Source organism: Psychromonas algarum, assembly GCF_004376845.1.
In the GTDB taxonomy this organism is placed as follows: domain Bacteria; phylum Pseudomonadota; class Gammaproteobacteria; order Enterobacterales; family Psychromonadaceae; genus Psychromonas.
The window spans coordinates 169,244-195,380 of the sequence record NZ_SNUW01000008.1; the positions used below are offsets into that span (position 1 = coordinate 169,244).

The window sequence follows — 26,137 nt, forward strand, 5'->3', positions numbered from 1 at the left end:
TTAATTATTGATTCAAATATTGTACCACTGGCAATGTATCATCAGCCCCCCACTCACTCCAAGAACCATCATAAACACTTAATGCTGTGTAACCAGCCAATTTGGCTGCTAATGCAAGAATACAAGCAGTCACTCCTGAACCACAGCTAAAAACAACTCGTTGTTTTTTAGGCATTAATGCTTCAAATATTTTAGCCAACTGATAAGCATTCTTCATGGTCTTATTATCTAATATTTCACTAATAGGTAAATTCATAGCAGAAGGTATATGACCTCGGCGTAGTCCTTTTCTAACTTCAGGCACTTGGCCTAAAAAACGCCCTTTAGGTCTAGCATCGAGAATAGCTACATCTTCGCGATTAATTGCATCAAAGACTTGCTCTCTATTACTAATTAATTCTGCTTGATAAACAGCTTTAAAATTTCCTTGCTTACGCTTTTCAGAAAAAGGAGGTAAATTATTGGTTGGAAATCCCGCTGCTTTCCAGGCTTCAAGGCCTCCATCAAGTACGGCTATATTGTCAAACCCCATTACTTTAAACATCCACCATACTCTTGGGCTAGAAAAAATGCCTAGGCTATCGTAAACAATGACCGCACTATCATTATTAATACCCAGTAGTTGCGCAGATAATTCAAAATACTGCGGTGTTGGCATCATATGGGGTAAACTCGCTTGTTGATCACAAACTTCCCGATCAAAATCAAAAAAAATAGCATTATCAATTCTTTCATTTAACCACTCTAAATGCCCATCCCGTTGAGTCATTGGCATATGCCAACTTGCATCCAATAAAATTAAGTTAGGGCTACCATAATGTTCAGCTAACCATTGGACAGAGACCAAATCATTTGGCAATACAACAGAAGACATATAACCCCTTTATAACAATAAGTTAGAACAAAATAAATTGATGATAAAAAATAACTAATTTTAATAATAGAAGTAAATAAGAAATCAATTTCTGCTTATGCTCACAGTTACTTAATAAAAATATTATTCATTTTCAAAATGTGCAATATGCCTCATTTGTAATTTCACATATTGCAACATAACATTGCTAATATATCATTTTGCGCAATATAAGTTATACGTTATAGTTGCATTCGAAATGTAAACATGACGTTAACAATGTAAACGTCTTACTTAATTAATTTATTCTGGAGCACAGCTAGATGGCTAACTACTTTAATACTCTTCCTCTACGTGAGAAATTACATCAACTAGGTCAATGTCGCTTTATGGATCGCAGTGAATTTACTGACGGTTGTGAAGCATTAAAAGGCAAAAAAATAGTTATCATCGGTTGTGGTGCACAAGGTTTGAACCAAGGTTTAAACATGCGTGATTCAGGTCTTGATGTTTCTTACACTTTACGTGCAGGTGCTATTGCAGAAAAACGTCAATCTTGGAAAAATGCAACAGAAAACGGTTTTACAGTAGGTACTTACGAAGAATTGATTCCAGAAGCAGATCTTCTATGTAACCTAACACCAGACAAACAACACACTGCAGTAGTTGGTGCGGTTATGCCTCTTATGAAAGAAGGCGCAACACTAGCTTACTCTCATGGTTTCAACATCGTTGAAGAAGGTACAATCATTCGTGAAGACATCACTGTTATCATGTGTGCACCTAAATGTCCTGGTTCTGAAGTACGTGAAGAATACAAACGTGGCTTTGGTGTTCCGACTTTAATCGCTGTACATCCAGCAAATGACCCACAAGGTCACGGTCTTGCATGGGCTAAAGCATACGCATCAGGTACAGGTGGTGACCGTGCTGGTGTACTAATGTCTTCTTTTGTTGCTGAAGTGAAATCTGACCTTATGGGTGAGCAAACTATCCTATGTGGTATGTTACAAACTGGTGCAATCTTAGGTTATGACAAAATGGTTGCTGACGGTATTGACCCAGCATACGCTGTTAAACTAATCCAATACGGTTGGGAAACAGTCACTGAAGGTCTAAAATACGGCGGCATCACTAACATGATGGATCGTCTATCTAACCCAGCTAAAATTAAAGCATACGATATGTCTTTAGAACTTAAAGAGATCCTACGTCCACTATTCAACAAGCACATGGATGACATCATTGAAGGTGAATTCTCTAAAACAATGATGGAAGACTGGGCTAACGATGACGCTAACCTACTTAAATGGCGTGCAGCGACAGCTGAAACTGGTTTCGAAAAACAAGCAGCTGGTGACATGGAAATCGATGAGCAAGAGTTCTACGATAACGGTATCTTCTTAGTAGCAATGGTTAAAGCTGGTGTTGAGCTAGCATTTGAAGCAATGACTGCATCAGGTATCATCGAAGAGTCTGCATACTACGAATCTCTACATGAAACACCATTAATTGCTAACACAATCGCACGTAAGAAACTTTACGAAATGAACGTTGTTATCTCTGATACAGCTGAATACGGTTGTTACCTATTTGACCACGCTGCTAAACCACTATTAGCAGACTTCGTTAAAGCAATGAGCCCTGAGTTCCTAGGTAAGCCATTAACAGTGAAAACTAACTCTGTTGATAACGCGCGTTTAATCGAAATTAACGACGCGATTCGTAATCACCCTGTAGAAGTTGTAGGTAAAAAACTACGTGGTTACATGACAGATATGAAAACTATCGTTGAAGCTTCTTAATAGAGCTAAGTAGCTAAAAGCTAGATTTAATTAAGCCAAGCATTTGCTTGGCTTTTTTGATCTTGTTTTATTAAAAATAAAAAATCATCTTCTTTACCTTAATAACTTCTTTTTTTTGCGTAACCTAACTTATATAATTTATAACTATTACATTACATTTTTAATGTGAATCTATGCTGTAAATACAAATACGTTGAAACCATGATTTTATACCTTTCAAGAGATTAACCATGTTAACCCTCTATCTGGCATTAAATTAAAGATCTACAAGATCTTTAATGGTTATTCCTTTTTATAAAATCCTCAACAAATACAGGCTTATTTTAATTTATAAAATAACTCACTGATTTAGTGTTTACTTTAAAATTGAAGAGGGAAAAAGGTTGCCATATTTATTATTAATTATTAGTGTCATATTCGTGACATTGAATACCATGATGACTTCCATCACTACTTCCATTTGTGCAATTCTAAAGTTCATTTTTCCTTGGCAGTCTTCTCAATTATTTTTTTCTCGTTTAGCAAATAAAAGCATGTGGCGATGGGCTACATTTAATTATTTTATGCTGCAAAAATTTAATCGTATCGAATGGAAGATTAATAATGAAGCTGAATTAAAAAAAGATGGCTGGTACTTAATGCTCAGCAACCATTTAAGCTGGGCTGATATTGTTATTTTATGTAGTGTGTTTAAAGATAAAATTCCAATGCCCAAATTCTTCTTAAAACAAGAACTGCTTTATGTGCCATTTGTTGGATTAGCTTGTTGGGGACTTGATATGCCTTTTATTAAGCGCTTATCAAAGAAACAATTAATGAAAAATCCTAAAAAGCGTTTTTCAGATATGGACTCTATTCGTAAGTCTTGTAATAAATTTCAACATATACCTACTACCGTAGTAAATTACGCAGAAGGCACTCGTTTTACTAATGATAAAAAACAACAAACAAACTCCCCCTACGAGCATTTATTACAAGCAAAGACTGGTGGCTTTAATTACGCATTACAAGCAATGGGAGAACAGTTTGATAAAATTATAGATGTCACTATCGCTTACCCTGAAAATACCCAAACACCTTTTAAAGATCTATTAATGGGTAAGCTGACACGTATTGATGTGCATATCAGAACACTTGATATTAATGATGCATTATCACCTGCACAAGAAAACACACCTAAAGCAAAAGCGAGATTAAGAGAGTACTTAAATAATATCTGGTTTGAGAAAGACCAACGATTAAAAGATATATACAAAAACGATTAACTGTCTATGTATTTCAGCCAAAAAATATAATTTTTTGGCTGAAAAAATAACTCATATTTAAATAACTCTCCGTTTCTTAGATATATCATCATCATAAAAAAACGCTATAATACGCCGCTTCACTATGGAGTAAAACATGTCATCTTATGAATTACGTTTTGGCGGTATTCAACGTTTATATGGCCGCAAAGCACTTACTAAATTTCAACAAAGTCATATCTGCGTAATAGGTATTGGTGGTGTCGGCTCTTGGGCTGTCGAAGCTTTTGCTCGCTCTGGTATTGGAAAAATAACATTAATTGATATGGATGATATTTGTGTTACCAACAGTAATAGACAAATTCATGCACTATCACAAAATATCGGAAAATTAAAAGCAGAAGTGATTGCTGAACGCTGCAAAGCAATTAACCCAGACATTGAAGTTACCGTCATTGATGACTTTATTGATAAGCAAAATTGCTTTGAATACCTTTCAAATAAATTTGATTATATTTTTGACGCTATCGATAGTATCCATGCAAAAGTCGCCTTAGTCGCTCACTGTAAACGTAATAAATACCCTTTACTCACTTGTGGTGGAGCTGGCGGGCAATTAGATCCAACACAAATTCAAGTCACTGACTTAGCGCGTACCATTCAAGATCCATTAGCAGCTAAAGTTCGCTCTGAATTACGTCGTCATTTTAATTTCAGCAAAAACCCTAAAAGAAAATTCCGTGTAGATTGTGTGTTTTCAACAGAGCAACTAAGTTACCCAGATATGAATGGGGAAGTTTGTAAAGAAAAAGCAGAATCAGATGGCAATATGAAAATGGATTGTGCAAGCGGATTTGGAGCCTCAACAATGGTAACTGCAAGTTTTGCTTTTATTGGTAGTGCTTTTATTCTTAAAAAAATAGCAGATAAAGCAAAGCTCATTAAATAAAGATTTTTCACAATCAAAAAAATAACGATGCGAATTTTTAATGATCCACATCGTTAGAAACTGTAATAAAAACTGTGTAACTGCTTATATTTTAACTATTTATAGTTAACTTTTAGAAAGATCTAACAACTCCCTAAGAGCAACCTGGCACATGCTGAATTCCGGAACACTAATTGCTGATAATGCATCAGCCATTTTGTGCCAACGAATAGCTAAGCTCTGATGTTGAGTCTGCCAATTTGAATATGCTTGTTCAACATTGTTATCCTTCAACATCAATAGTACCGCTTTGGTAATACGCTTTTGTTGCCACTCTAAGTCATCTCGCATTGCTTCTCTTGCTAGTGACTGCCAATGACTATCAACGGGTAATAAGTTTAATTGCATTGCAATATCAGTTAATTTTAGCTGCTCTTCACTATAGAAATAGACCCGTGCCGCCAACTGAGCATCAACCTTAAGTTTATTAGCAACAGCAATAATATTAAGTAATGCGTAGGATTGTTTTGTACTACTTAACCTCTCTGCTAGCGACTCAGGTACACCTTGTTTTTGTACTGCACTTAACTCTTGTTTACGTTGTTGTAAATTTTGCTCACTTAATAGCGTTAGTAAGTTAGATTTCACTGTGTGCAATGGTGATTTATACTTTTTAATTAACGATGCACAATCCATCTGCCCACGATCATTTCTAATGATCCAACGAGAAGCATGACGTACCATTCGCATTAATTTATAAATAAGTTCCGCTTGAACTGCACTATCTATTTTATTATCTAAAGATTCAATCTCAGCTAATAATTCAGGTAACTCAAAGATATCTCTAGCAACCACCCAGGCTTTAGCTAAATCTAAAAATGAACAGCCCGTACTAGACATAATACGATAAGCAAAAGTTGCCCCCATAACATTAAATAAATCATTACTTACTTGAGTCGCTACTATTTCTGATAATAGCGGATGCTCATGTATTTCATTTTTGTAAGACTTAACTAACTCAGCGGGAAATATTTTTTCAGCTTCTTTTGCTAAATAAGTATCCTCTGCAATTTTTGCCTTTGCGAGTTCTTCTTTCATTTCATTTTTAGCATAGGAAAGCATCACTGAAATAGCAGGTCTCATTAAACCGACACCCGCATTTTTTCGGTCTGTGATCGTTTCATCCGTTGGGATGAATTCTAATGCACGATTTAACTTTCCTTTCTCTTCTTGGTTATCAATTAATCCTCTAAACTCTTCAATTCGTTTATGTCCATGTTTAAAAGAGAGGCTAATACTTTGCGCTTGACGATAATTATTATGTAGCACTAAAGCTGAAACTTCCCCTGTCATTTTTTGTAACCAAACATTACGTTGCTTAACCGTTAAGTCCCCTTTTGACACTAATTTATCTAATAGGATTTTAATATTAACTTCTAAATCTGAACAATTTACTCCTGCTGCATTATCAATCGCATCGGTAAAACACTTCCCGCCTAATAGTGAATATTCAATTCTGGCACTTTGTGTCATGCCTAAATTTCCACCTTCACCAATCACTTTACAACGTAATTCAGAGCCATTAACTCGTAATGTATCGTTGGCTTTATCACCTACATCTGCATGGCTTTCTTGTTCACTTTTCACATAAGTACCAATGCCACCATTCCATAGTAAATCAACAGGAGATTTTAATAGAAAAGAAATTAATTCTGTAGGAGTCACTTTAGCTTGTTTGATGTTAAAGGTTTTAGCCATCTCAGGAGAAACAACAATGGATTTAGCAGAGCGTTCAAATATACCGCCACCAGCAGAAATCAGTTGTTGATTATAATCAGACCAACTGGTTCTTGGAGTGTCAAATAAACGCTGACGCTCATTAAAACAATCATCTAATTGTGTTGGATTTGGATCAATAAAAATATGTAGATGATTAAAAGCAGCAAGTAGTTTTATTTTATTAGAACATAACATGCCATTACCAAACACATCTCCTGCCATGTCACCAATGCCGATAACAGAAATAGGCTCTTCCTGTACATCAACCCCAAGCTCCCTGAAATGACGCTGCACACTAATCCAAGCACCTTTCGCAGTTATTCCCATTTTTTTATGGTCATAACCATTACTACCGCCAGAAGCAAAAGCATCTTTTAACCAAAATTTTCTATCCGTAGCCAACTCATTCGCTATATCAGAAAAAGTGGCGGTTCCTTTATCAGCAGCAACCACAAGATAAGGGTCATCATTGTCATAACGAACCACTTGACTAGGAGGTAATAGCGTCTCATTTTCAAGATTATCTGTAATGTCTAACAAAGCACTAATAAACATCTTGTAACAGGCAATACCTTCCTGCATGAAAGCATCTCTATCCATTGCTGCAGTTAACTCTTTAGCAACAAACCCACCTTTTGCACCAACAGGTACAATCACAGAGTTCTTTACTTGCTGTGCTTTAACTAATCCTAACACCTCAGTACGATAATCTTCCCCACGATCCGACCAACGTAATCCTCCACGAGCTACATTGCCACCACGTAGGTGTACCCCTTCAAATCGAGGAGAATAAACAAATACTTCATAACTCAAGCGCGGTAATGGGATATCGCCTATTTTTTTATGATCGAACTTAAAGCTAATGTAGTCTTTATATTCCCCTACAACAGCATCTGTATTTTGAAAATAATTAGTACGTAATGTTGCCATAATTAATTCAACATACTTACGTAATACTCTATCTTCATTCAGGTTGCTTACTGCATTTAAAGACTCCAATATTTTATTTTCTAACTCAGCTTGTTGCTCCAGACTAACGCATTTTTCTGGATTAAATCGCGCATGAAATAAAGCGACAATTTTTTTCACTAAATCACAGTGATCAAGCAGTGTTCTTGCTATGGCAAAATGACTAAAACCAAAACGAATTTGTTTTAGGTATTTTGCATAAGCACGAAGCATGGCTATATCTCTCCAGCCAATGCCAGCACCTAATATCAGTTTATTAAAGGGGTCATTATCAACCTTGTTATACCAAGTTCCTAAAAAGGCATCGGCTAATAGGTGGCTGTAATGCTCCGGGTCAAACTCATTATGGTCGATATAAAGTAAGGTGAAATCGTATAGCCAAAAAGCTTCTTCACCAAAGGGAGAGACTTGATAAGGGTATTCTTGTGCAACTTTCAGCCCCAGATTTTCTAAAATAGGGATCAAATCAGATAACAATAATGCGCCATGTTGATGGAATAACTTTAATTTTAACTCACTATTATTAGCCTCAAGTGAGCGATAAAAATGTAATCTCATTGAGTGATTATCTAAACTAAATAAAGACTCAATTCTTTCAATATCAGCAACCGCAACTCTAGAACTAAAGCTTTCTTGATAACTACTTGGGAATGCAACTTGATATTTACGGATCAGTTTAACGCCCTTTGCCTCACCATAATGCTCAACTAACGAGTCTTGTAACTCTTCATGCCAAGCTTTAATAATTTGTTGCATGCGTAGTTGTATTGCATCCACTTCCAATTCACCTTGATAAGGTTTATCAAGGTGGATCACTAAACGTAAACGAGCCAAGTTAGATTCACTTAAATACGTTTGAAAGTCACTATCTGCTATTGGCATAGTGCGCGACAATAACTCTGCAAATTTTAATCGCACCTCAGTATTATAAACATCACGCGGAACATACAATAAAGCCGTTACAAAGCGCTTATTACCATCGGTTCTTAAAAAGAGCTTAAGTTCTTTTCTTTCTTGAGCGTGTAAGACTTCAAGTACATTGTTGAGTAGTGTTTTTTCATCGCATAGCAATAAATCTTCCACTGCATACGTTGATAAAATTTGTGTTAGCTCTTTATAATAATGACCGCCAAAACTAAGCCCTGACTCTGCTAATACATGATTAATTTTCTGGCGTATAACTGGGATACCTAACGGGCTTCCGCTATACACAGAAGAAGTATAAAGGCCTATAAAACGGATCCCTCCAATCAACTGTCCTTGTTTATTAAACTGTTTAATATAAATGACATCAGGGTAAGCAATCCTGTGTACCATAGCCCGCTGAGAAGCTTTACTAAAATGTATTAAGGAAGGTTGTTGCAATTCACTCAAGCAGTCAAATTGTGTTTTATGATTCATAAAGTCTTGGTGCTTTAATAAACCTAACTGACTACCTTTTATAATGCTGATGGTATTATCTTTTACAGTGAATTGGTCACAAGCTAGAAAAGTAAAGTGATCATCTTTCATCCAACTAAGATATGTTTGTTGTTCAATTAAATGCTCTTTTGTAAGCATATCCCAAGTGCCTTTTGCACTCACTTTTATTGCTTCATCAACTTTACTTATCATTTGCTGATAATCATCAACCACTAAAGAAACATCTAACAATGCTTTTTGTAAACTCTTCTGTATATTTAAACGCTCTGTCGCAGAAGAGGTTTGATCAATTTCAATATACAGCAGCAGCTCAGTGTCATTATCTTCATTCAGTTTTTTTAATTTACCCGCCGCATTTCGTTCACTACAAATTTCACTATAAAAAATACGATGTAGTTTAATGTTTTGCTTATTTAAAATAATTTTTAAAGTATCGATAACAAAAGGAATGTTTCTACTTAATACACTAATAATTGTATGTGCCGACTGCCATTCATCCTGTTCAACATCCGGATTAAACACTTTCACTTTAGCAATTTCACCTTTCCATTGATGTACTTCTCGCCAAATTGAGACGGTCAACCCAGCTAAATCATCAGGACTCATCGTTGTAAGATCAATAATGCTTACATCTCGATAAATTGCATTAATAAAATTTTGGATTAAAGATTGCTCTCGCAAAGGAAAATGCGTTTTTAATTGTGTGAATATTTGCTCTAGGATATCTGACTTTTGGTTTAGTTTTATATTCATTTTTGTACCTGTCTAATCGCTAATATTGTTTCTCCTAATTAAAGCTAGATTAAAAAAACAAATAAACAATACAATCACTTAATAAGCAGGTATTAATATAAGAAAATGATATGTGGTCGTCAAAAATCCCACTTAAAATGAGAAAATATATAAGAAAAATAGTGAATTTTTCGCTAAAGAAGATCGAAATCATCAGAATCAAAAGCGCGTAAACATTTTTATGTAATTTTCAGGAGCACTCGCTCACACTTCGATTCCCCCTGTTACTAAATTTTATTCTTTATCAGATATATTAGAGTCAAATATGATTAAGTTTTACCTACAAACTAATGACATAGTTAGGCTAAGAAAATGAAATATTAATTATTTTAGAAAATATTACATATAGGATAAGGACTTAAATCCAATACCCTAGAAAGACCTTGCAAAGGTAATCAATAAATTCTTATAAAAAGCCATTATTTGATGCATCTAAAAGTAACTTATCCATCTCTTTTGGTGGAATGGGTTTACTAAAATAAAACCCTTGGAAAATAGATAAACCAAGTTGCTTCAATAAATCTAACTGTTCTTTTTCTTCGACACCTTCAGACACTACTTTTAAATTAAAATTGTTAGCAAGATTGATAATTGATTTAACCATGATCAGTGCTTGTTTATCTGTATTAATATCTTGCATAAAAGAGCGGTCAATTTTTATTTCATCTATTGGTAAATCTCTTAAGTAACTCAAAGAAGAAAAACCCGTCCCAAAGTCATCGAGAGAAACTGAAATACCAATACTTTTAAGCTTGCATAACTTCTTCGTTGCATCCTTAATGTCTTTAATAAAGAGAGACTCTGTAACCTCTACAATTAATTTAGTAGGATCAATATCATAGGATCTAACAACTTCGATTATTTCTTCAGCAAAAAGCTTCTGCCAAATTTGTTTAGCGCTTAAATTAACAGAAATACTCAAATGTGCAGTCGATGCTGACGCCTGCCATTTTTGTAGTTGTTCACATGATTGTTTAAGGACCTGCATTCCAATAGGGATAATGAGATTACTTTCTTCTGCCATTTCAATAAATGAATGCGGGCTTAATAAGCCTAGAGTTGGATGCTCCCAACGCACTAAAGCTTCTGCTCCAATGATAAAATGCAGATCATTATATTGGGGCTGTAAATGAATGCAGAATTCATGTTTATCGATCGCATTGCGCATCGTTTTCTGTAGTTCACTACTGTAATTTAAATCACTTTTAGCCTCAATATCGAGAATAATAGCTTCATTACCACCATTTGCTTTTGCTCTATATAACGCCATATCAGCTAATTGAAGAATTTTATTTTCAAAAATATTATTATCATTAGATTTAAAAATCACACCGCCCATACTGACAGTTACTGCATATTCTATATCAACGTCTTGTAACTCATTTTTTAAAGAAACAGACTCAGATAATAATGCAATCAATTGATTTGAATAGTTTTTAGTATAAGAGGTTGCACACTTTATATCTTTATCAATAAGCGGCAAAATAACCACAAATTCGTCTCCACCCAATCTAGCGACCATCTCATTGCTTTGTTTATTATTCAGTAGGGTTTGGGCAATAGTTGATAACAATTGATCCCCCATGTGGTGCCCATAATTATCATTAAGTAGCTTAAACCTATCCAAATCTAAAAAAAGTAACGCACTATAAGTATCTTCTTGTTGGCTTTGTTGAAGTGTATTGCGTAAATCAATTTCGAATTGCACTCTATTGGAAAGGCCTGTTAACTGGTCATGATAGGCAAGCTGATGTATTTTCTGTTGATTATACTTTTCCTGTGTAATATCAAGTACTAACCCTACCACCAAAGTTGGATTATTATCTTTATCTCGCTCTGCAACTCGACCTCTATCCCATACCCAAATAACCTCTCCATCAGGTCGTTTAAAACGATACTTAATATTGAACGGTTGATTTTTTTCTAATAAATTACCAAGAGCTTCATAAACAATTGGTTTATCTTCTTTAAAAATACAGTTTTCATATTCTGTGAATGATTCCTCACTAAAAGGAATGCCTGACATATTCCCCCATTGCTCATTATGTTTTACTCGTCCAGTTTGAGGTTCCCATTCCCATAACCCTTCTTCTGAAACGTCTAATACATTCTGTAAACGAGCTTTATTTTTTTCAGATTCTTCTTTCAACTTTATAATGTCAGTAATGTTTTTAGCAATAATAAATAATCTTAATTGCTTCTGTGCATTATAAAATGGAATTTTAATTGAATGATAATGATTTACTTCATTTGTATTCATATCAGTAGAAGACTCAAAACTCTCTATGGTTTCAAGTTTGTCTAACGCTGCTTTCGTATTTTCTTGAATAGCTTCAGATTGGGCTAAATTACCTGTGAAATCATAATCTGTTTTTCCAATTAATTCTGATTCTGTTGCCTTATAAAGCTTTGATACACTTTTATTCGCATAAGTAAAACGCCCCTCTTCATCTTTTATTGCAACAACATCTGTAATATTGTGAAGAATATTACGTATGACCTGTTCACTTAATCTGTACTTCTCGTAAGCCAAATATGAAACTAAGAATAAACTACTTATGATAACGATAAATATAACCAATAGGCTAAATAGGAGTCCCATTTGAATAGATAAATACACATGGACTAAAAGAATAATGACAGAAGCAATACAAGCGATGAGAACTACGCCTATATTTTTTTTTATAGAGATCATCTCTACAATATTGGGCATATTTAATACTCCATAGAAGACAATGTTTTTATCTATAGGGTAATACAGATAAAATATAACTTAAGATTTTTGAATGATGTAGTGATCGATGCTTCTACACCTAGGTTTCATAATATATGAGACAGAGGCTATAAGCATAAAGTGTTGTTACATAAACAGACCTAACTCTAATAATTGGAATGAATAGAAAGTTTACGTAACAGATCCAGAAGTTTAATATGTATATGATTATTATAGACAATATAGGATATGAGTAAACTTAAGTCATTTTATTCCAAAAAAGGAACAATAAATTGAATGAAATTGACAATAAAACGACAGCTTCTTCTTAAAAAGTCAAAGTGTTATAAAAACACAAAAAACACAAAATAAAAACCCCAAAAGCTCAACAAACAAGACTCACTATTTATTAAAATATATTGTCCCCCCCCTAAATGTGACAACAGATGAGAGAAAGGAGTTAACTAGAATTGCTCATCAAATAATATAAAAGTAGAGAAATTCTTAGCATCGCCATCAGATGCCCCATTAACCAATGGTAGAACTTATACTTTCAACTTATTTTTCGTTTTATAGCCTCATATCAACAATACGTAATAGCATATTAATTCCTACTTTTTTGTAATTAGATAATATTTTCCCATTCTTTCATTCCAATATCTCAGATAGACATGACTTATAAATGCTCAATCACAGCGCGTTATTTGCACCAAAAAAGAACAATAAAAAAATACTTCCATTAAAAAATTTAACAAAAAACACATAAGCAATTGTTTTTATGAGACTTACAAGCAAATAATTTAGATGGCACGATCGTTGCAAAACAAACAAGAAAAGTTCCAAATGTTTCTCTTTGAATGAAATATAAACATACAATATGAAATTTTAATTAGTCTTTCTGCTGTACTTGCAAGGAATAAAAATGACCAGAGATAGCTATTCGTTGACTGAAAGAATTACCTTACATTATGCAGATCTCACACAAAATACTCGTCGCTTAGCTGATTATCTGCTGCTCAATCCAGAAAAAGTATTGATCATGTCAACCAATGAGATTGCGGAAGCTTGCTCTGTTTCTAAAACTAGTGTTAGTCGTTTTATTCGTCGCTTAGGATATGCAGATCATCTTTCATTACGTAATGAGTTATTAACGGTACGAGAAAGTGGTCAACCAGTACTAACTAACTATTCAGAAAACTGCGATTTTTACCAAGAAATTAAAGCGTTAGAGCGTTTGAGAGATCAACTTAACAACATAGATACGAAGGCCATTATTAACGATCTAGCAACAGCACCACGTATTAAAATTATTGGCTATCGAAATAGCTATCCATTAGCGATGCACTTTCGTCAACAGTTGATGCAATGTCGTGGCAATGTTGAATTATTACCTTTGCCCGGTCAAACCATAGGGGAGGATTTAGCAGCGATTGAAGAAAATGATTTTGTCATCGTCATTGGTATCCGTCGCCGAGTTAGTCATTTTTCTAAAATAATTGAGCAGTTACAAGGCAATAAATTTTTATTGATCACAGATCAATCAGGACAAAAATATGCTCAAAGCACCACATATACATTGATTTGCCACATGAATAATGAAGTACCACTTGATAGTTACTCAGTGCCAATGAGTTTAATTTCTCATTTAGTAAACAGTACTTACCAAGTACTGAAAAATGAAGCGACCAAAGTAAGTAATAAAATAGCGAATAATTATTCAAAACTTAACGAATTAGAATAATTAATTCAATTTTAAAAAAGTAACAAGAGTATTAAACACATGATAAATATTATAAATAAACTTAAAAAAGAATGGTTTTTAGTAGGTATGGTCATTGCCATTTTATTAGCCATAGTCAGTGCTGATTTCGGTAAAAGTGGCGGAGTTATAAGCCTAGATAAAGTTACAGGCATTGGTGTTGCGATTGTATTTTTCCTCCACGGTTTAGGCTTATCCCCATCTGCAATAAAAGCAGGTATTAGTAACTGGCGCATGCATATTTATATCCAAGCAGCGACCTTTATCGCATACCCAATACTTTGGCTTATTTTTGGTGACTTATTACTCGCTTATATGCCTGCTGCATTAGCCTTTGGCTTTTGTTATTTATTTGTATTACCAAGCACTATTTCTTCTTCTGTAGCAATGACCAGTGTGGGTAAAGGTAATGTCCCTGGTGCAATTTTCAATGCTTCTTTATCAAGTATTTTGGGAATATTCATTACCCCTCTGCTGATCCAAACATTTATGGGATTCAAAGGTGCAGAGCTTGATTTAATGGCATCAATCATCTCAATTTCTAAATTACTTCTTATGCCAATGATTATTGGCCAACTAGCAAGACCGTTACTATTAACTTTTGCTCAAAAGCATAAATCAGTAGTGAGTAAAGTAGATAAATACGTCATTTTATTAATCGTTTACAACGCATTCTGCAATTCAGTAGCCAACCGCATTTGGGATTCATTCTCATTACAAATGTTAATTACTTCGATTTTAATTTGTGTTGTTGTGCTTTTAATCATGGTTCATCTTATTCAATGGGGTGCTCGTCGTTGTAAATTTGAATTAGCCGATGAAGTAGCTAGTGTATTTTGTGGAACTAAAAAAACGCTTGCGGCAGGTATTCCAATGGCAACCGTTATCTTCGGTAGCAATCCAGATTTAGGAATGATCCTACTACCAATAATGCTTTACCATCCGATTCAAATTTTTTACTGCGCAATATTAGCCAATCGTTATGCCGAGCAAAGTAAACAAACTAAACCTGCATAAAATTAGCAAACGCTAATAACCGAAGCATAAAAAATTTAAACAAGGATTTAAGAAATGGGTAAGAAAATAACTAAAGATACAAGAGTGTACTGCACGCAAGGACCAGAAACCTTAACTGCAACGGCAACAGGTGTACTTAGTAAATTAACATTTGTTTTTAAAGACTTATTCGATGTTGAAGGTTATATCACTGGTGCAGGTAATCCAGTTTGGTTAAACAGTCATCAAATAGCTAAACAGAGCTCTAGTTTAATAGACTGCTTATTAGCAAATGGCGCTGCTTGCGTAGGCCGAGTGCAAACGGATGAATTGGCGTATAGCTTAAATGGTCAGAATATCCACTACGGCACACCAGTAAATCCACTCGCGCCCGATTGTTTACCAGGCGGTTCTTCTAGCGGTAGTGCCGTGGCAGTTGCAAATCATGAAGCGGACTTTGCCCTCGGAACTGATACTGGTGGCTCTGTACGTGTTCCGGCTAGTTATTGTGGTTTATTTGGTTTACGTCCCACACTTGGTAAATTAGCTTTAGATAATGCTTTTCAACTATCAAAAAGTTTTGATACTGCAGGTGTTTTTACTCGAGATCTTAAGAAATTATCGATTATTTTTTCTGTATTAAGTGAAAAGCAAGAACTAGGAACAGCAGCAACAAAAATCTATATTGATAGTGTATTAGCAAGCCAACTAAACGCTGAACGCCTAACTAAATTAAAGCAATGGTGCACACAAGCCAATATCACACTTATTGAATGTGATTTATTGGCGAGTAGCGGGCATTCACTAGACTCATTAAGCTTATTATTCCGCACAATCCAAGGCTTTGAAATTATTGAAGAGCATGATATCTGGTTAAAAGAGCACGGTGATTCATTAGATCCTTCAATTATGCAACGTATTATTTGGGCGCGTACTATCACGCAAAAACAGTACAATGAAGCCAAAGCACAGCAACACACTTTCCAACAAAAGTTACTGGATCTTTTTAATGATATGCAAGGATTATGGATATTACCTACCACTCCTTCTGGCCCACCCGCACTGACAATGGCTGGTAATGAATTAGCTGAATATCGCTCACAATTAATGGGATTAACCAGCATTGCAGGTTTAACAGGTTTTCCTCAGTTACATCTTCCAATGCAAGGACTATCAGAAGGTCCATGTGGATTTTCATTAATGAGTATTGCAGATAAAGAAGCTGACTTATTCGCAACAGGCTTGAGCTTATGGCAAGGAGAGCAATAAAATGACTTATCAAACCTCATTTACCGCCCCACATTATAAAGCAGCGCAAGCAGGCCAAGCCATATTAGACGCAGGCGGTACAGCAAGTGAAGCAATGGTTGCAGCTGCCGCGATGGTAACGGTGCAATATCCACATATGAACAGTATTGGTGGTGATGGATTCTGGCTCATTTGTAAAGTGGGTGAAAAGCCAGTCGCTATTGATGCTTGTGGTGCAGCAGCTTTAAATATTAACGTGGAAAGTTATCGTCAAGCAGCAGATGAATTACCAGATAGTGGCGGAAAATCTGCTTTCACAATGGCGGGAACGGTTGCAGGTTGGCAACAAGCATTAACATTAAACGCAAGTAATAAAACATTAAACTCACTCCTTCAACCTGCCATTGATGCAGCAGAAAAAGGAATAGAGGTCACTCAAAGTTTGGTCGATGCCAGTGAAAAAACCTTTGACCGATTAAGTACTTTAGCCCCTTTTGCTGAGCACTATCTTAAGCAAGGTAAAACATTACAAGTTGGAGACTCCATCTCTAATCCTGCATTAGCTAAGACCTTCAAACGTTTAGCTGAATTTGGTTTAGATGAATTCTATCGTGGTGAATTAGCAGAAGAGATGGCAAAAGAACTTGCTCAAGCAGGTAGTCCGCTAACACTTGATGATTTCCATGCATATCAAGCGACAGTGCAAACACCGTTAACAGTAGAAATATCTAAAGGTCATTTATATAACCTAGATGCACCGACTCAAGGGTTAGCGTCTTTATTAATCTTAGCTATTTATGACAAGTTAGTTGACCACGTAAAATCTGAATCTGATCATATCCATTTACTGGTTGAAGCCAGTAAACAAGCTTTTATTATTCGCGATCAGCAAATAACAGATCCTGCTTATTTAAGCGAACCATTACAAAATTGGTTAAGTGATGATGTTGTTGAAGCATGTGCCAAAAAGATCTCTTTTAAGAAAGCTTTACCTTGGCCGCATCTAGCAAAAACAGGTGATACTGTTTGGATGGGTGCAACAGATCAATACGGCACCATGGTAAGTTTTATACAAAGTATTTACTGGGAATTTGGATCTGGTGTTGTGCTACCAAGTAGTGGCATCACATGGAGTATTCGTGGCAAAAGTTTCACCCTTGATGCCAATCACCACAATGTACTTAAAGCAGGTAAAAAACCCTTCCATACTTTAAATCCCGCTTATGCTGAATTCAATGATGGACGTCGAATGGTTTACGGTTCAATGGGTGGTGAGGGGCAACCACAAACTCAAGCTTGTTTATTCAGCCGACATATTTACCAAGCAATGAATTTAACCGATGCCGTTGCCTCACCTCGCTGGTTATTAGGGCGCACATGGGGTGACAGTAGTAATAATTTACGTTTAGAAAACCAACTTTATCAAACACATGGAGCGGCTTTACAGACGCTTGGACATGACGTCACTCCTGTGACAGATAACAATGAATTAATGGGCCACGCAGGAGCCATTTTGCTTAATAAAAATGGCAAAGCAGCAGCCACTAGCGACCCTCGTAGTGATGGGCAAAGTTTACTTGGAGAAAATCATGACAGCTAAATCTTTATTTGAAACACTTAATCCACCTGTTCGTCTTTTAATGGGACCAGGCCCAATCAATGCTTATCCACGTGTCCATCAGGCAATATCTTCTGCTTTAATTGGTCAATACGATCCAGTAATGACAGGCTACATGAATCAAGTGCAATCATTGTATCGAGACCTACTTGAAACCGATAACAAGCAAACCATGTTAGTCGATGGTACTGCACGCGCAGGTATTGAAGCGGTCTTAGTCTCAGTGTTACAACCTGGCGATAAAGTATTGATCCCAGTAATTGGTCGTTTTGGTCACCTATTGTGTGAAATCGCACAACGTGTTGGTGCTGTCGTAAAAACTATTGATATTGAATGGGGTGAAGTTTGCCCGCCTGAATTAGTAGAACAAGCTATTAAAGAATTCCAACCAAAATTATTAGCCACTGTACAAGGTGATACCTCCACAACTATGAATCAACCTCTCGCTGAGTTTGGTGAGATTTGTCAGCGTCATGGAGTGCTTTTTTATTGTGACGCTACGGCCTCAATTGCAGGTAATGAATTAAAAGTTGATGAATGGCATCTTGATGCTGTATCTGCAGGGTTACAAAAATGTCTAGGCGGTCCTTCTGGTAGTGCGCCAATTTCTTTAAGCGACGCCTGTGCAGATGTTATTAATCGTCGCAAACACGTAGAAGCAGGTATTCGCGCCGACCACCATACAGCAGGCACCGATGCCATTATCCAATCTAACTATTTTGATTTAGCGATGGTCATGGATTATTGGGGACCTGAACGTTTAAACCACCACACTGAAGCTACCAGCATGTTATATGCTGCACGAGAATGTGCTCGCATCTTCTTAGAAGAAGGCAGTGAACAGGTAATTTCTCGTCATAAGCAAGCTGGCGATGCAATGGCGATGGGCCTAAAAGCAATGGGCTTAAAATTGTTTGGTAACCAACAATACAAAATGAATAATGTTGTTGGTGTATACATTCCTGATGGCCTTGATGGCGATAAAGTACGCCAAGAATTACTACTTTGTTTTGGCATTGAAATCGGTACTTCATTTGGCCCATTACACGGTAAAATCTGGCGTATCGGTACCATGGGTTTTAACGCTCGCCAAGAATGTGTATTAACAACGCTAGCAGCACTTGAATCAATACTTCTAAAATACAAAGTCAATATTCATGCAGGTCAAGCTGTAACAACCGCTATGCAGTATTACACACTTTAAAAAGCATCAGGAGTCTTTATGCTATCAACAAATGATGCACATGAAACAAGTGAACTTGCCGCGGCTAAAATCATGCAATGGGCAGATCATCTAGCGACGTTCACTGCCATGGAAGATGGCCTACTGCGCGCTTATTTAACGCCTGAGCATAAACTTGCTCATCAACAAATAGCGCAATGGATGGAGCAAGCTGGCTTACAAACATGGGAAGATAGCGTAGGTAATCAATGGGGAAGAAAAGTATCTTCTAACCCAACATTACCCACGTTATTAATCGGATCACACAGTGATACGGTTGCGAATGCAGGTAAATACGATGGCAACTTAGGTGTATTACTGGCGATTGAAGCAATGTTTCAATTAACCGGTGAAGAATTACCTTTTCATGTTGATATTGTCGCGTTTGCTGATGAAGAAGGAACTCGTTTTAATACTACTTTGATTGGTTCAAGTGCAACAGCAGGTTGCTTTAAAGAAGAATGGTTAGCAGTGACAGACAGCCAAGGTATTAGTATGGCTCAAGCAATGCAAGAGTTTGGCTTAGACCCAGCAGCAGCAGGTAAAGATAAGCGTAATGCTGCTGACATACTTGCGTATTTAGAAGTGCATATTGAGCAAGGTCCGGTATTAGAAGATCTGGATTTACCTGTTGGAGTTGTCACAGGCATTGCAGGTGCAAAACGTTATCAATTTAAGCTTAAAGGTATGGCTGGTCATGCAGGTACCGTGCCATTGCCATTACGCCGTGATGCAATGAGTGGTGTAGCACAGATGATTTCTACCATAGAGCAGTTTGCTATTGAACATGAGATTGTAGCTACTGTTGGTCGTTGTGATGTATTCCCTGGCGCAGTTAACGTTATCGCAGGTGAAGTGCATTTCACTGTGGATATACGTAGCCAGTCTCAATCAACTTTAGAAAACTGCTGCGAACTGTTATTACAGCAATTAAATGATATCGCAGAAAAGCGTCAATTAACCTTACAACATGAGACTCTGTATCAAGCAGAAGCTGTTTTATGTAGCGATGATTTACAGCAAAAATGGGGGGAAGTTGTGCAGCAACATACTCAAAAAACACCTTGTTTTCTATCAAGTGGTGCAGGACATGATGCGATGGTCATGACTAATATTACTGATATCGGCATGTTATTTGTTCGCTGTGATAAAGGCATTAGCCATAACCCAAGGGAACAAGTAATGACAAAAGATGTTGCCGTTTCATTAAATTGTTTAACTGACATGATCAGAAAACTAGCTCAATAAAAAGAATAAAATAACAACTAAAAAGGCAGCTTATATATATATTTAAGCTGCCTTTTTATTAAAAATAATGCTTGGATTCAAATAGTAAAAGCATAACTTCAATAGAAGTTATTTAGAATAAGGATGGTTATCTATCCAATGTTGAGCAATTTCATCTCGGCGAGCAATCCATACATTATCATGTGACTGTACGTAATCTAAGAATTTTTTCAGTGCCATAAAGCGGCTTGGCTTACCAATCACTCGACAATGCAAACCAATCGACATCATTTTAGGCTTGTCATCCCCTTCCGCGTATAAACAATCAAAACTATCTTTTAAATACTGGAAGAACTCATCACCATGACTAAAACCATAGGGAGATGAAAAGCGCATATCATTATTATCAAGCGTATAAGGGATAACTAAATGAGGGCGAGTTTGCTGTTTACCTTCTGATTCGTTATTGGCCTTTTCACTGGGAACTTGCATCCAAAAAGGTAAGTCATCACCATAATAATCAGAGTCGTAAGCTAAGCCTTTTTGCTCAGCCACTAATAAACGCGTATTAGGTGAATCACGGCCTGTATACCAACCTAACGGGCGCGTGCCTGTTAAGTTTTCTATAATATCCAATGCTTCAGCCATATCGGCACGTTCTTCTGCAATAGGTGTATGTTGATAATGCAGCCACTTTAAACCATGGCAAGCAATCTCATGTCCATCTTCAATAATCGCTTTAGTCACTTCAGGATTTCGTTGTAATGCGGTCGCCACACCAAATACCGTTAACGGTAAACTACGTGCTTTAAACTCATTCAGTATGCGCCAGACTCCAGTTCGAGACCCATATTCGTATAATGATTCCATACTCATATGACGTTCAGGGTAAGCTTCTGCTCCTGCAATTTCAGATAAAAATGTTTCTGAATGAGAGTCGCCATGTAATATACAGTTTTCTCCCCCTTCTTCGTAGTTGAGCACAAACTGTACTGCAATCTTAGCATTGTTAGGCCAATTGGCATCAGGTACATTATCTCTTCCATAACCAATATAATCGCGGGGATTATCAATCATCATAGTTACCTTCTAGTTAAGTTTTGTTTTGTATTATCTATTTTTCGAGCTGCTATCCAAATGCTGATAACGGCCATGAAATGCTTTCTTTAAAGGTTGACCATACTGACCAATCTTGCTGGTTTTAAGCCCTAATTGATGTAATGACTCAGCTAATTTAACCGCTGCTGATACCCCATCAATAACAGGTACTTGTAGATCTTCCGACAAACGTTCAGCAAGATCTGACATGCCAGCACAACCTAATACAATTGCTTCAGCACTATCAATTCGAATAGACTTTTCACATTCTTGTTTAAGTTCAAGGTAAATCTCATCACTGGTATCTTCAAGGTCTAATACCGCAATATCGGTAGCACGAGCGCCACTACAAAAATGCTGATAACCATAACGTTGTAATAGGTGTTCACTAGCAGGTAAAGTACGTGTCATCGTTGTTACAATACCAAATTGGTAAGAAACTAAACTTGCTAATTGGAAAGCTGCTCCAGCAATACCAATCACAGGAACCGTTGCAATTTCACGAGCGGCATCCAAAGCGGGATCACCAAAACAAGCAATAATATGAGCATCAACTTGTTGTGCTTCCCCTTCTCGGATCACATCTAACAGCGCAGCAGAAGCAATAACCTCATCAAAGGCGCTTTCGATGCTTTCCGGACCATGCTTTGGGGAAGATGCAATAATTTCCGTTGTATTAATAGCAACAGCTCTTGCTGAATTGGCTATTTTTTCAGTCATCCCAATACAGGTATTAGGATTGATTAAATTTATTTTCATTTGTTAGTCCATAGTGGAAAAAAGTTGTTGGAAATTAATTTTTTGGTCATCACTTATCGTCAATTTCAAAGAAGATTTTATATGCGTTAAATGATCCCTCATCCATTTCTCAGCTCTTTGAACCTCCCCCTTATCTAATAGTTCAATTAGCACAAGGTGGTCACCGCAATCACAGCTCACACTATGACGAGATCCAAAAGCTGCAATAATTAAAGAAGATCGATAGCATAATTGCTCTATAAACTCAGCCATAACTGAGTTACCTGAAAAATGTGCAAGTTCATAATGAAATTGGGCAGTCAGTTGAATTAGAGAAGCTTGATCTTCCTCTTTTTCAGCTTGCTTCTCAGCTTTGACCATTTGGCGAAAGTGTTTTGAATTAGTATTCGACCATCTTTTTAATACTTCTGGAATAAGCAGTGGCTCAAGCATAATACGACTATTTAACACCTCTTTTGCTTCTTGCTCAGAGGGACGACTAACTTGCGCTCCCTTATTAGGTGCAATCGTAACAATGCGCTCTAATGCTAAACGCTGCAATACCTTACGAATACTCGTACGACTTCGACCAAAAGCTTCCGACAACTTATCTTCAGGCAATCTAGCCCCTGGAGGTAATTGATGTTCCACAATCGACTTTAGTATTTGCTTGTAAATGTATTCATCGCTCAAATTATTGCTCACTGTTATTTTTCCGACCTTTTATTGTATACAACAAACACCACCACAATGTATACAACTTTATTGAAAATAGGTAAGTAGCTTAACGCTAGATGAATATAAATCAAGCGACACAACGCACCAAATAGATCAAAAAATGCTTAATCCTGGTGCAGATTAAACCAACTAATAACTTTTAAACCTATACATACAAACTAAAAGCCTATATTTAATAGGGTCTTTAAATTTGGCACAATACATGCACCATAAATTGTATACAATATATATGGAGTTTGGTTATGTCAGATAAATTATTAATTAGTCCTCGCCTTAGTAATGAAGATTTATTACCAGAAAAAGAACAGAAATGGGGGTGGTATAGCATTTTCGCTTTCTGGATGTCGGACGTACATAGTGTTGGAGGATACGTATTTGCAGCCAGTTTATTTGCATTGGGTTTAAACGGTATTCAAGTATTCATCAGTTTATTAGCAGGTATATCTATTGTTTTATTATTTGCTAATTTAATGGGTAAACCGGGACAAAAAAGTGGTGCCCCCTTTCCGATCATTGCGCGTATGTCATTTGGTGTTTTTGGAGCCAACATACCCGCAGTAATAAGAGGGTTGATTGCAGTCGTTTGGTATGGCATTCAAACTTACCTTGCTTCTAGTGCTTTTATTATTTTAATTCTTTATTTTTACCCTTCCGCAGCAAGCCTTGCTGAACCTGAATTTTTAGGGTTATCTTATTTAGGCTGGATTGGTTTTTCTTCAATGTGGCTATTACAAGCTATCGTATTTATGTTTGGCATGGATATGATACGTAAAGTAATCGACTACTCAGGTCCTGCTATTTACATTGCTATGTTTGCATTATGTATCTATCTCGTTAACCTAGCTGGTTGGGAAAACATTAGTTTTAACTTAAGTTCAGAGAAACTAGTCGGATGGGATGCTGCAATACAAATGTTCATCGCAACTTCACTTGTTGCAGGTTACTTTGCAGGCCCGACGCTAAACTTCAGTGACTTTTCTCGTTATTGTGTGAGCTATAAGCAATTGAAATTTGGTAATTTATTAGGTTTACCTGTTAACTTTATTTTATTTTCATTGTTTAGTGTATTAATTGTTTCTGCATCAATTCCAGTTTTTGGGGAAATGATTACAGATCCACTTGAAACAGTTAAACGCCTTGATTCAGGAATGATCACTGTATTAGGTGCATTAACATTCATTTTTGCCACCGTTGGTATCAATATCGTTGCTAATTTTGTAGCGCCTGCTTTTGACTTCTCAAATGTAGCACCACAAAAAATAAGCTTTAAAGTAGGTGGTTTTATTGCAGCGTTTGGATCTATTTTATTAACCCCTTGGAACCTATTTAACAACCCAGAAGTAATTCATTATACGGTAGATGTTTTAGCCGCAATGATAGGTCCTTTATACGGTATCATTATTACAGATTACTATTTTATTAAGAAAGGCCATATTGATATCGACTCTTTATATACTGAATCACCTAAAGGTATTTACTGGTATGAAAATGGCTTCAATATTAAAAGTATTTACGCACTATTAGTGGCAGGTTTACTTGCTATTTTTGCAACCTTCTTTATTGATGGCTTAGCGAATTACGCTATCTTTATTGGTGGCTTTACAGCAGCGTTTGTCTACCGGGTGTTAATGACGAAAGAGAAAAAGTCGCTAGCTATGTCTGGAAAGCTAGCTGAACAATTATAAAAATTCACAACACCATAACTAAAAATATAAGGGCTTAGCTAAGCTCTTATATTTATTTCACATCAAAATTAACCTCCACCTAAAAATGCTCGCTTAATATTGATATCTATATTAAATAACCATAATCTTTTTGAAGTCAGATCTATTAAAGTTATTTACAACATTTCTATTACACATCATTCCCCCTGTTCAAATAAAGTGCGCGAACTGCACCAAACTAGTTAAATGTTATTTTTATATCATTCCAAAAGACAGCCGAAAAAACACTAAGCCATTGTTTTATTTAAACTTATTATTTCACCCCATAAATGGCACGTTCGTTGCAAAAGAAATATAAATAGTTCCAATCGTTTCACGTACTTAATAGGGAAATACAAGATGAGTGAAGAGTCTGAATTAATTTATAAGCTTGATGATAACCCATCAAAAAAAGCGTCTTTTTTTGCCGCATTACAACACGTATTAGCAAGTTTCATAGGCATTATAACTCCTACTCTTATTATTGGCGGGATCCTAGGATTAGGTGATGAGATTCCTTATTTAATTTCAATGTCATTAATGGTATCGGGTGTCGGTACCATTATTCAGGCTAAAAAACCAATTGGTATTGGTGCAGGGATGATATGCGTACAAGGAACGAGTTTTGCATTTTTAAGCTCAGTACTTGCTGCTGGCTTTATTGCTAAAGCAAATGGCGGTGGGCCAGATGAAATTTTATCACTTATCTTCACTGTTTGTGTATTAGGTGCATTTGTTGAAATTGCTGTTAGCCAATGTTTAGACAAACTAAAACGCGTTATTACGCCTGTTGTAACTGGCACAGTGATCACCGTTATTGGTATTAGCTTAATTAAAGTGGGCTTTACAGATTTAGCGGGTGGGCAATGGTTAATGATCAATAAACCTGAGCAATTTGCCAGTTTTGGTAACCTATTTTTAGGAGCTTTAGTAATGGCAACCATTATTGCTGCACATAAATTTGGCAACCAATGGATCCGTTTATCATCTATTATCATCGGTATGATTGTTGGTATGGTCGCAGCCGTATTGATGGGTAAAGTTAACTATGAAGCGATTGGACACGTTGAGTCATTTATTAGCCTACCAGTCCCCTTCAAATACGGTTTTTCATTTGATATTGCAGCGTTTATTCCAATTGCGCTTATTTATTTAATTATACCAATTCCGTTAATTAAGTTTCCAATTTAGTCCAGTCTCTAAAGCATAATGAAATGACTCGGCTTGTGTCTTCGCAGAAGCTGTTCCAAGCCCTACAACATTGATCGACTATGTCGTTATAATC

General features: G+C 36.3%; 17 protein-coding genes. 11 read left to right on the top strand and 6 right to left on the bottom strand.

Features of this window, described 5'->3' with window-relative positions; all coding sequences use genetic code 11:
• Window positions 1-4: 4 nt before the first annotated feature.
• Window positions 5-874, bottom strand: coding sequence for a sulfurtransferase (locus E2R68_RS09275; protein ID WP_134277417.1), 870 nt, complete (start codon window positions 872-874; stop codon window positions 5-7).
• Window positions 875-1,176: 302 nt separating this feature from the next.
• Here E2R68_RS09275 and ilvC point away from each other — a divergent pair, with 302 nt between their 5' ends.
• The 3 genes from ilvC (at window position 1,177) to tcdA (ending at window position 4,851) form a co-directional block, all read left to right on the top strand.
• A complete protein-coding gene (gene ilvC / locus E2R68_RS09280) occupies window positions 1,177-2,658 on the top strand; it encodes a ketol-acid reductoisomerase (protein ID WP_134277418.1) in 1,482 nt (493 codons plus the stop codon).
• A gap of 383 nt (window positions 2,659-3,041) precedes the next feature.
• On the top strand, window positions 3,042-3,923 hold the full coding sequence (gene yihG, locus E2R68_RS09285; protein ID WP_208380186.1) for a 1-acylglycerol-3-phosphate O-acyltransferase, YihG family: 882 nt from the start codon (window positions 3,042-3,044) through the stop codon (window positions 3,921-3,923).
• A 136-nt stretch (window positions 3,924-4,059) separates the two neighbouring features.
• The gene (gene tcdA / locus E2R68_RS09290; RefSeq protein WP_134277419.1) at window positions 4,060-4,851 is read left to right on the top strand and encodes a tRNA cyclic N6-threonylcarbamoyladenosine(37) synthase TcdA; all 792 of its coding nucleotides are present in this window, start codon (window positions 4,060-4,062) and stop codon (window positions 4,849-4,851) included.
• A 105-nt stretch (window positions 4,852-4,956) separates the two neighbouring features.
• On the opposite strand, the gene E2R68_RS09295 is transcribed toward tcdA, so the two are convergent.
• Both E2R68_RS09295 and E2R68_RS09300 read right to left on the bottom strand, forming a co-directional pair.
• The gene (locus E2R68_RS09295) at window positions 4,957-9,753 is read right to left on the bottom strand and encodes an NAD-glutamate dehydrogenase (RefSeq protein WP_134277420.1); all 4,797 of its coding nucleotides are present in this window, start codon (window positions 9,751-9,753) and stop codon (window positions 4,957-4,959) included.
• A gap of 445 nt (window positions 9,754-10,198) precedes the next feature.
• Window positions 10,199-12,505 carry a sensor domain-containing protein gene (locus E2R68_RS09300; RefSeq protein WP_134277421.1) on the bottom strand — a complete coding sequence of 769 codons (2,307 nt, stop codon included), beginning with the start codon at window positions 12,503-12,505 and terminating at the stop codon, window positions 10,199-10,201.
• Window positions 12,506-13,427: 922 nt separating this feature from the next.
• On the opposite strand from E2R68_RS09300, the gene E2R68_RS09305 reads away from it, so the two are divergent.
• From E2R68_RS09305 to E2R68_RS09330, 6 genes are read left to right on the top strand one after another with little or no spacing between them, the layout of a single operon-like run.
• Window positions 13,428-14,246, top strand: coding sequence for a MurR/RpiR family transcriptional regulator (locus E2R68_RS09305; protein WP_134277422.1), 819 nt, complete (start codon window positions 13,428-13,430; stop codon window positions 14,244-14,246).
• A 39-nt stretch (window positions 14,247-14,285) separates the two neighbouring features.
• Window positions 14,286-15,281 (top strand): bile acid:sodium symporter family protein, encoded by a 996-nt coding sequence (locus E2R68_RS09310; RefSeq protein WP_243834638.1) that lies wholly within the window; start codon window positions 14,286-14,288, stop codon window positions 15,279-15,281.
• 54 nt (window positions 15,282-15,335) lie between these two features.
• On the top strand, window positions 15,336-16,529 hold the full coding sequence (locus E2R68_RS09315) for an amidase (RefSeq protein ID WP_208380188.1): 1,194 nt from the start codon (window positions 15,336-15,338) through the stop codon (window positions 16,527-16,529).
• Window position 16,530: 1 nt separating this feature from the next.
• Entirely contained in the window at window positions 16,531-18,108 is a 1,578-nt protein-coding gene (locus E2R68_RS09320) for a gamma-glutamyltransferase family protein (protein WP_134277423.1), read from the top strand.
• Complete coding sequence (pucG, locus tag E2R68_RS09325) at window positions 18,098-19,330, top strand: pyridoxal-phosphate-dependent aminotransferase family protein (RefSeq protein WP_134277424.1); 1,233 nt, start codon at window positions 18,098-18,100, stop codon at window positions 19,328-19,330. Before E2R68_RS09320 ends, pucG begins: the two co-directional genes overlap by 11 nt.
• Window positions 19,331-19,348: 18 nt before the next feature.
• Window positions 19,349-20,596 carry an allantoate amidohydrolase gene (locus E2R68_RS09330; RefSeq protein WP_134277425.1) on the top strand — a complete coding sequence of 416 codons (1,248 nt, stop codon included), beginning with the start codon at window positions 19,349-19,351 and terminating at the stop codon, window positions 20,594-20,596.
• Between the two features lie 108 nt (window positions 20,597-20,704).
• On the opposite strand, the gene puuE is transcribed toward E2R68_RS09330, so the two are convergent.
• The 3 genes from puuE to E2R68_RS09345 are packed head-to-tail and all read right to left on the bottom strand — an operon-like array spanning window position 20,705 to window position 23,116.
• Window positions 20,705-21,655, bottom strand: coding sequence for an allantoinase PuuE (puuE, locus tag E2R68_RS09335; RefSeq protein ID WP_134277426.1), 951 nt, complete (start codon window positions 21,653-21,655; stop codon window positions 20,705-20,707).
• A 30-nt stretch (window positions 21,656-21,685) separates the two neighbouring features.
• Window positions 21,686-22,432 (bottom strand): aspartate/glutamate racemase family protein, encoded by a 747-nt coding sequence (locus E2R68_RS09340; RefSeq protein WP_134277427.1) that lies wholly within the window; start codon window positions 22,430-22,432, stop codon window positions 21,686-21,688.
• Window positions 22,433-22,435: 3 nt separating this feature from the next.
• Window positions 22,436-23,116, bottom strand: a complete 681-nt coding sequence (locus E2R68_RS09345; protein ID WP_134277428.1) for a GntR family transcriptional regulator — start codon at window positions 23,114-23,116, stop codon at window positions 22,436-22,438.
• Window positions 23,117-23,391: 275 nt separating this feature from the next.
• Here E2R68_RS09345 and E2R68_RS09350 point away from each other — a divergent pair, with 275 nt between their 5' ends.
• Together E2R68_RS09350 and E2R68_RS09355 are read left to right on the top strand one after the other, a co-directional pair.
• Window positions 23,392-24,834, top strand: coding sequence for an NCS1 family nucleobase:cation symporter-1 (locus tag E2R68_RS09350; protein WP_134277429.1), 1,443 nt, complete (start codon window positions 23,392-23,394; stop codon window positions 24,832-24,834).
• Between the two features lie 378 nt (window positions 24,835-25,212).
• Window positions 25,213-26,043: a uracil-xanthine permease family protein gene (locus E2R68_RS09355; RefSeq protein WP_134277430.1), complete on the top strand. Its 831-nt coding sequence runs from the start codon at window positions 25,213-25,215 to the stop codon at window positions 26,041-26,043.
• The last annotated feature ends 94 nt before the right edge of the window (window positions 26,044-26,137 follow it).

Coding starts and splice junctions, on each gene's coding strand:
- E2R68_RS09275 (WP_134277417.1), bottom strand. CDS start 874: ATGTCTTCTGTTGTATTGCCAAATGATTTGGTCTCTGTCCAATGGTTA.
- ilvC (WP_134277418.1), top strand. CDS start 1,177: ATGGCTAACTACTTTAATACTCTTCCTCTACGTGAGAAATTACATCAA.
- tcdA (WP_134277419.1), top strand. CDS start 4,060: ATGTCATCTTATGAATTACGTTTTGGCGGTATTCAACGTTTATATGGC.
- E2R68_RS09295 (WP_134277420.1), bottom strand. CDS start 9,753: ATGAATATAAAACTAAACCAAAAGTCAGATATCCTAGAGCAAATATTC.
- E2R68_RS09300 (WP_134277421.1), bottom strand. CDS start 12,505: ATGCCCAATATTGTAGAGATGATCTCTATAAAAAAAAATATAGGCGTA.
- E2R68_RS09305 (WP_134277422.1), top strand. CDS start 13,428: ATGACCAGAGATAGCTATTCGTTGACTGAAAGAATTACCTTACATTAT.
- E2R68_RS09310 (WP_243834638.1), top strand. CDS start 14,286: ATGATAAATATTATAAATAAACTTAAAAAAGAATGGTTTTTAGTAGGT.
- E2R68_RS09315 (WP_208380188.1), top strand. CDS start 15,336: ATGGGTAAGAAAATAACTAAAGATACAAGAGTGTACTGCACGCAAGGA.
- E2R68_RS09320 (WP_134277423.1), top strand. CDS start 16,531: ATGACTTATCAAACCTCATTTACCGCCCCACATTATAAAGCAGCGCAA.
- pucG (WP_134277424.1), top strand. CDS start 18,098: ATGACAGCTAAATCTTTATTTGAAACACTTAATCCACCTGTTCGTCTT.
- E2R68_RS09330 (WP_134277425.1), top strand. CDS start 19,349: ATGCTATCAACAAATGATGCACATGAAACAAGTGAACTTGCCGCGGCT.
- puuE (WP_134277426.1), bottom strand. CDS start 21,655: ATGATGATTGATAATCCCCGCGATTATATTGGTTATGGAAGAGATAAT.
- E2R68_RS09340 (WP_134277427.1), bottom strand. CDS start 22,432: ATGAAAATAAATTTAATCAATCCTAATACCTGTATTGGGATGACTGAA.
- E2R68_RS09350 (WP_134277429.1), top strand. CDS start 23,392: ATGTCAGATAAATTATTAATTAGTCCTCGCCTTAGTAATGAAGATTTA.
- E2R68_RS09355 (WP_134277430.1), top strand. CDS start 25,213: ATGAGTGAAGAGTCTGAATTAATTTATAAGCTTGATGATAACCCATCA.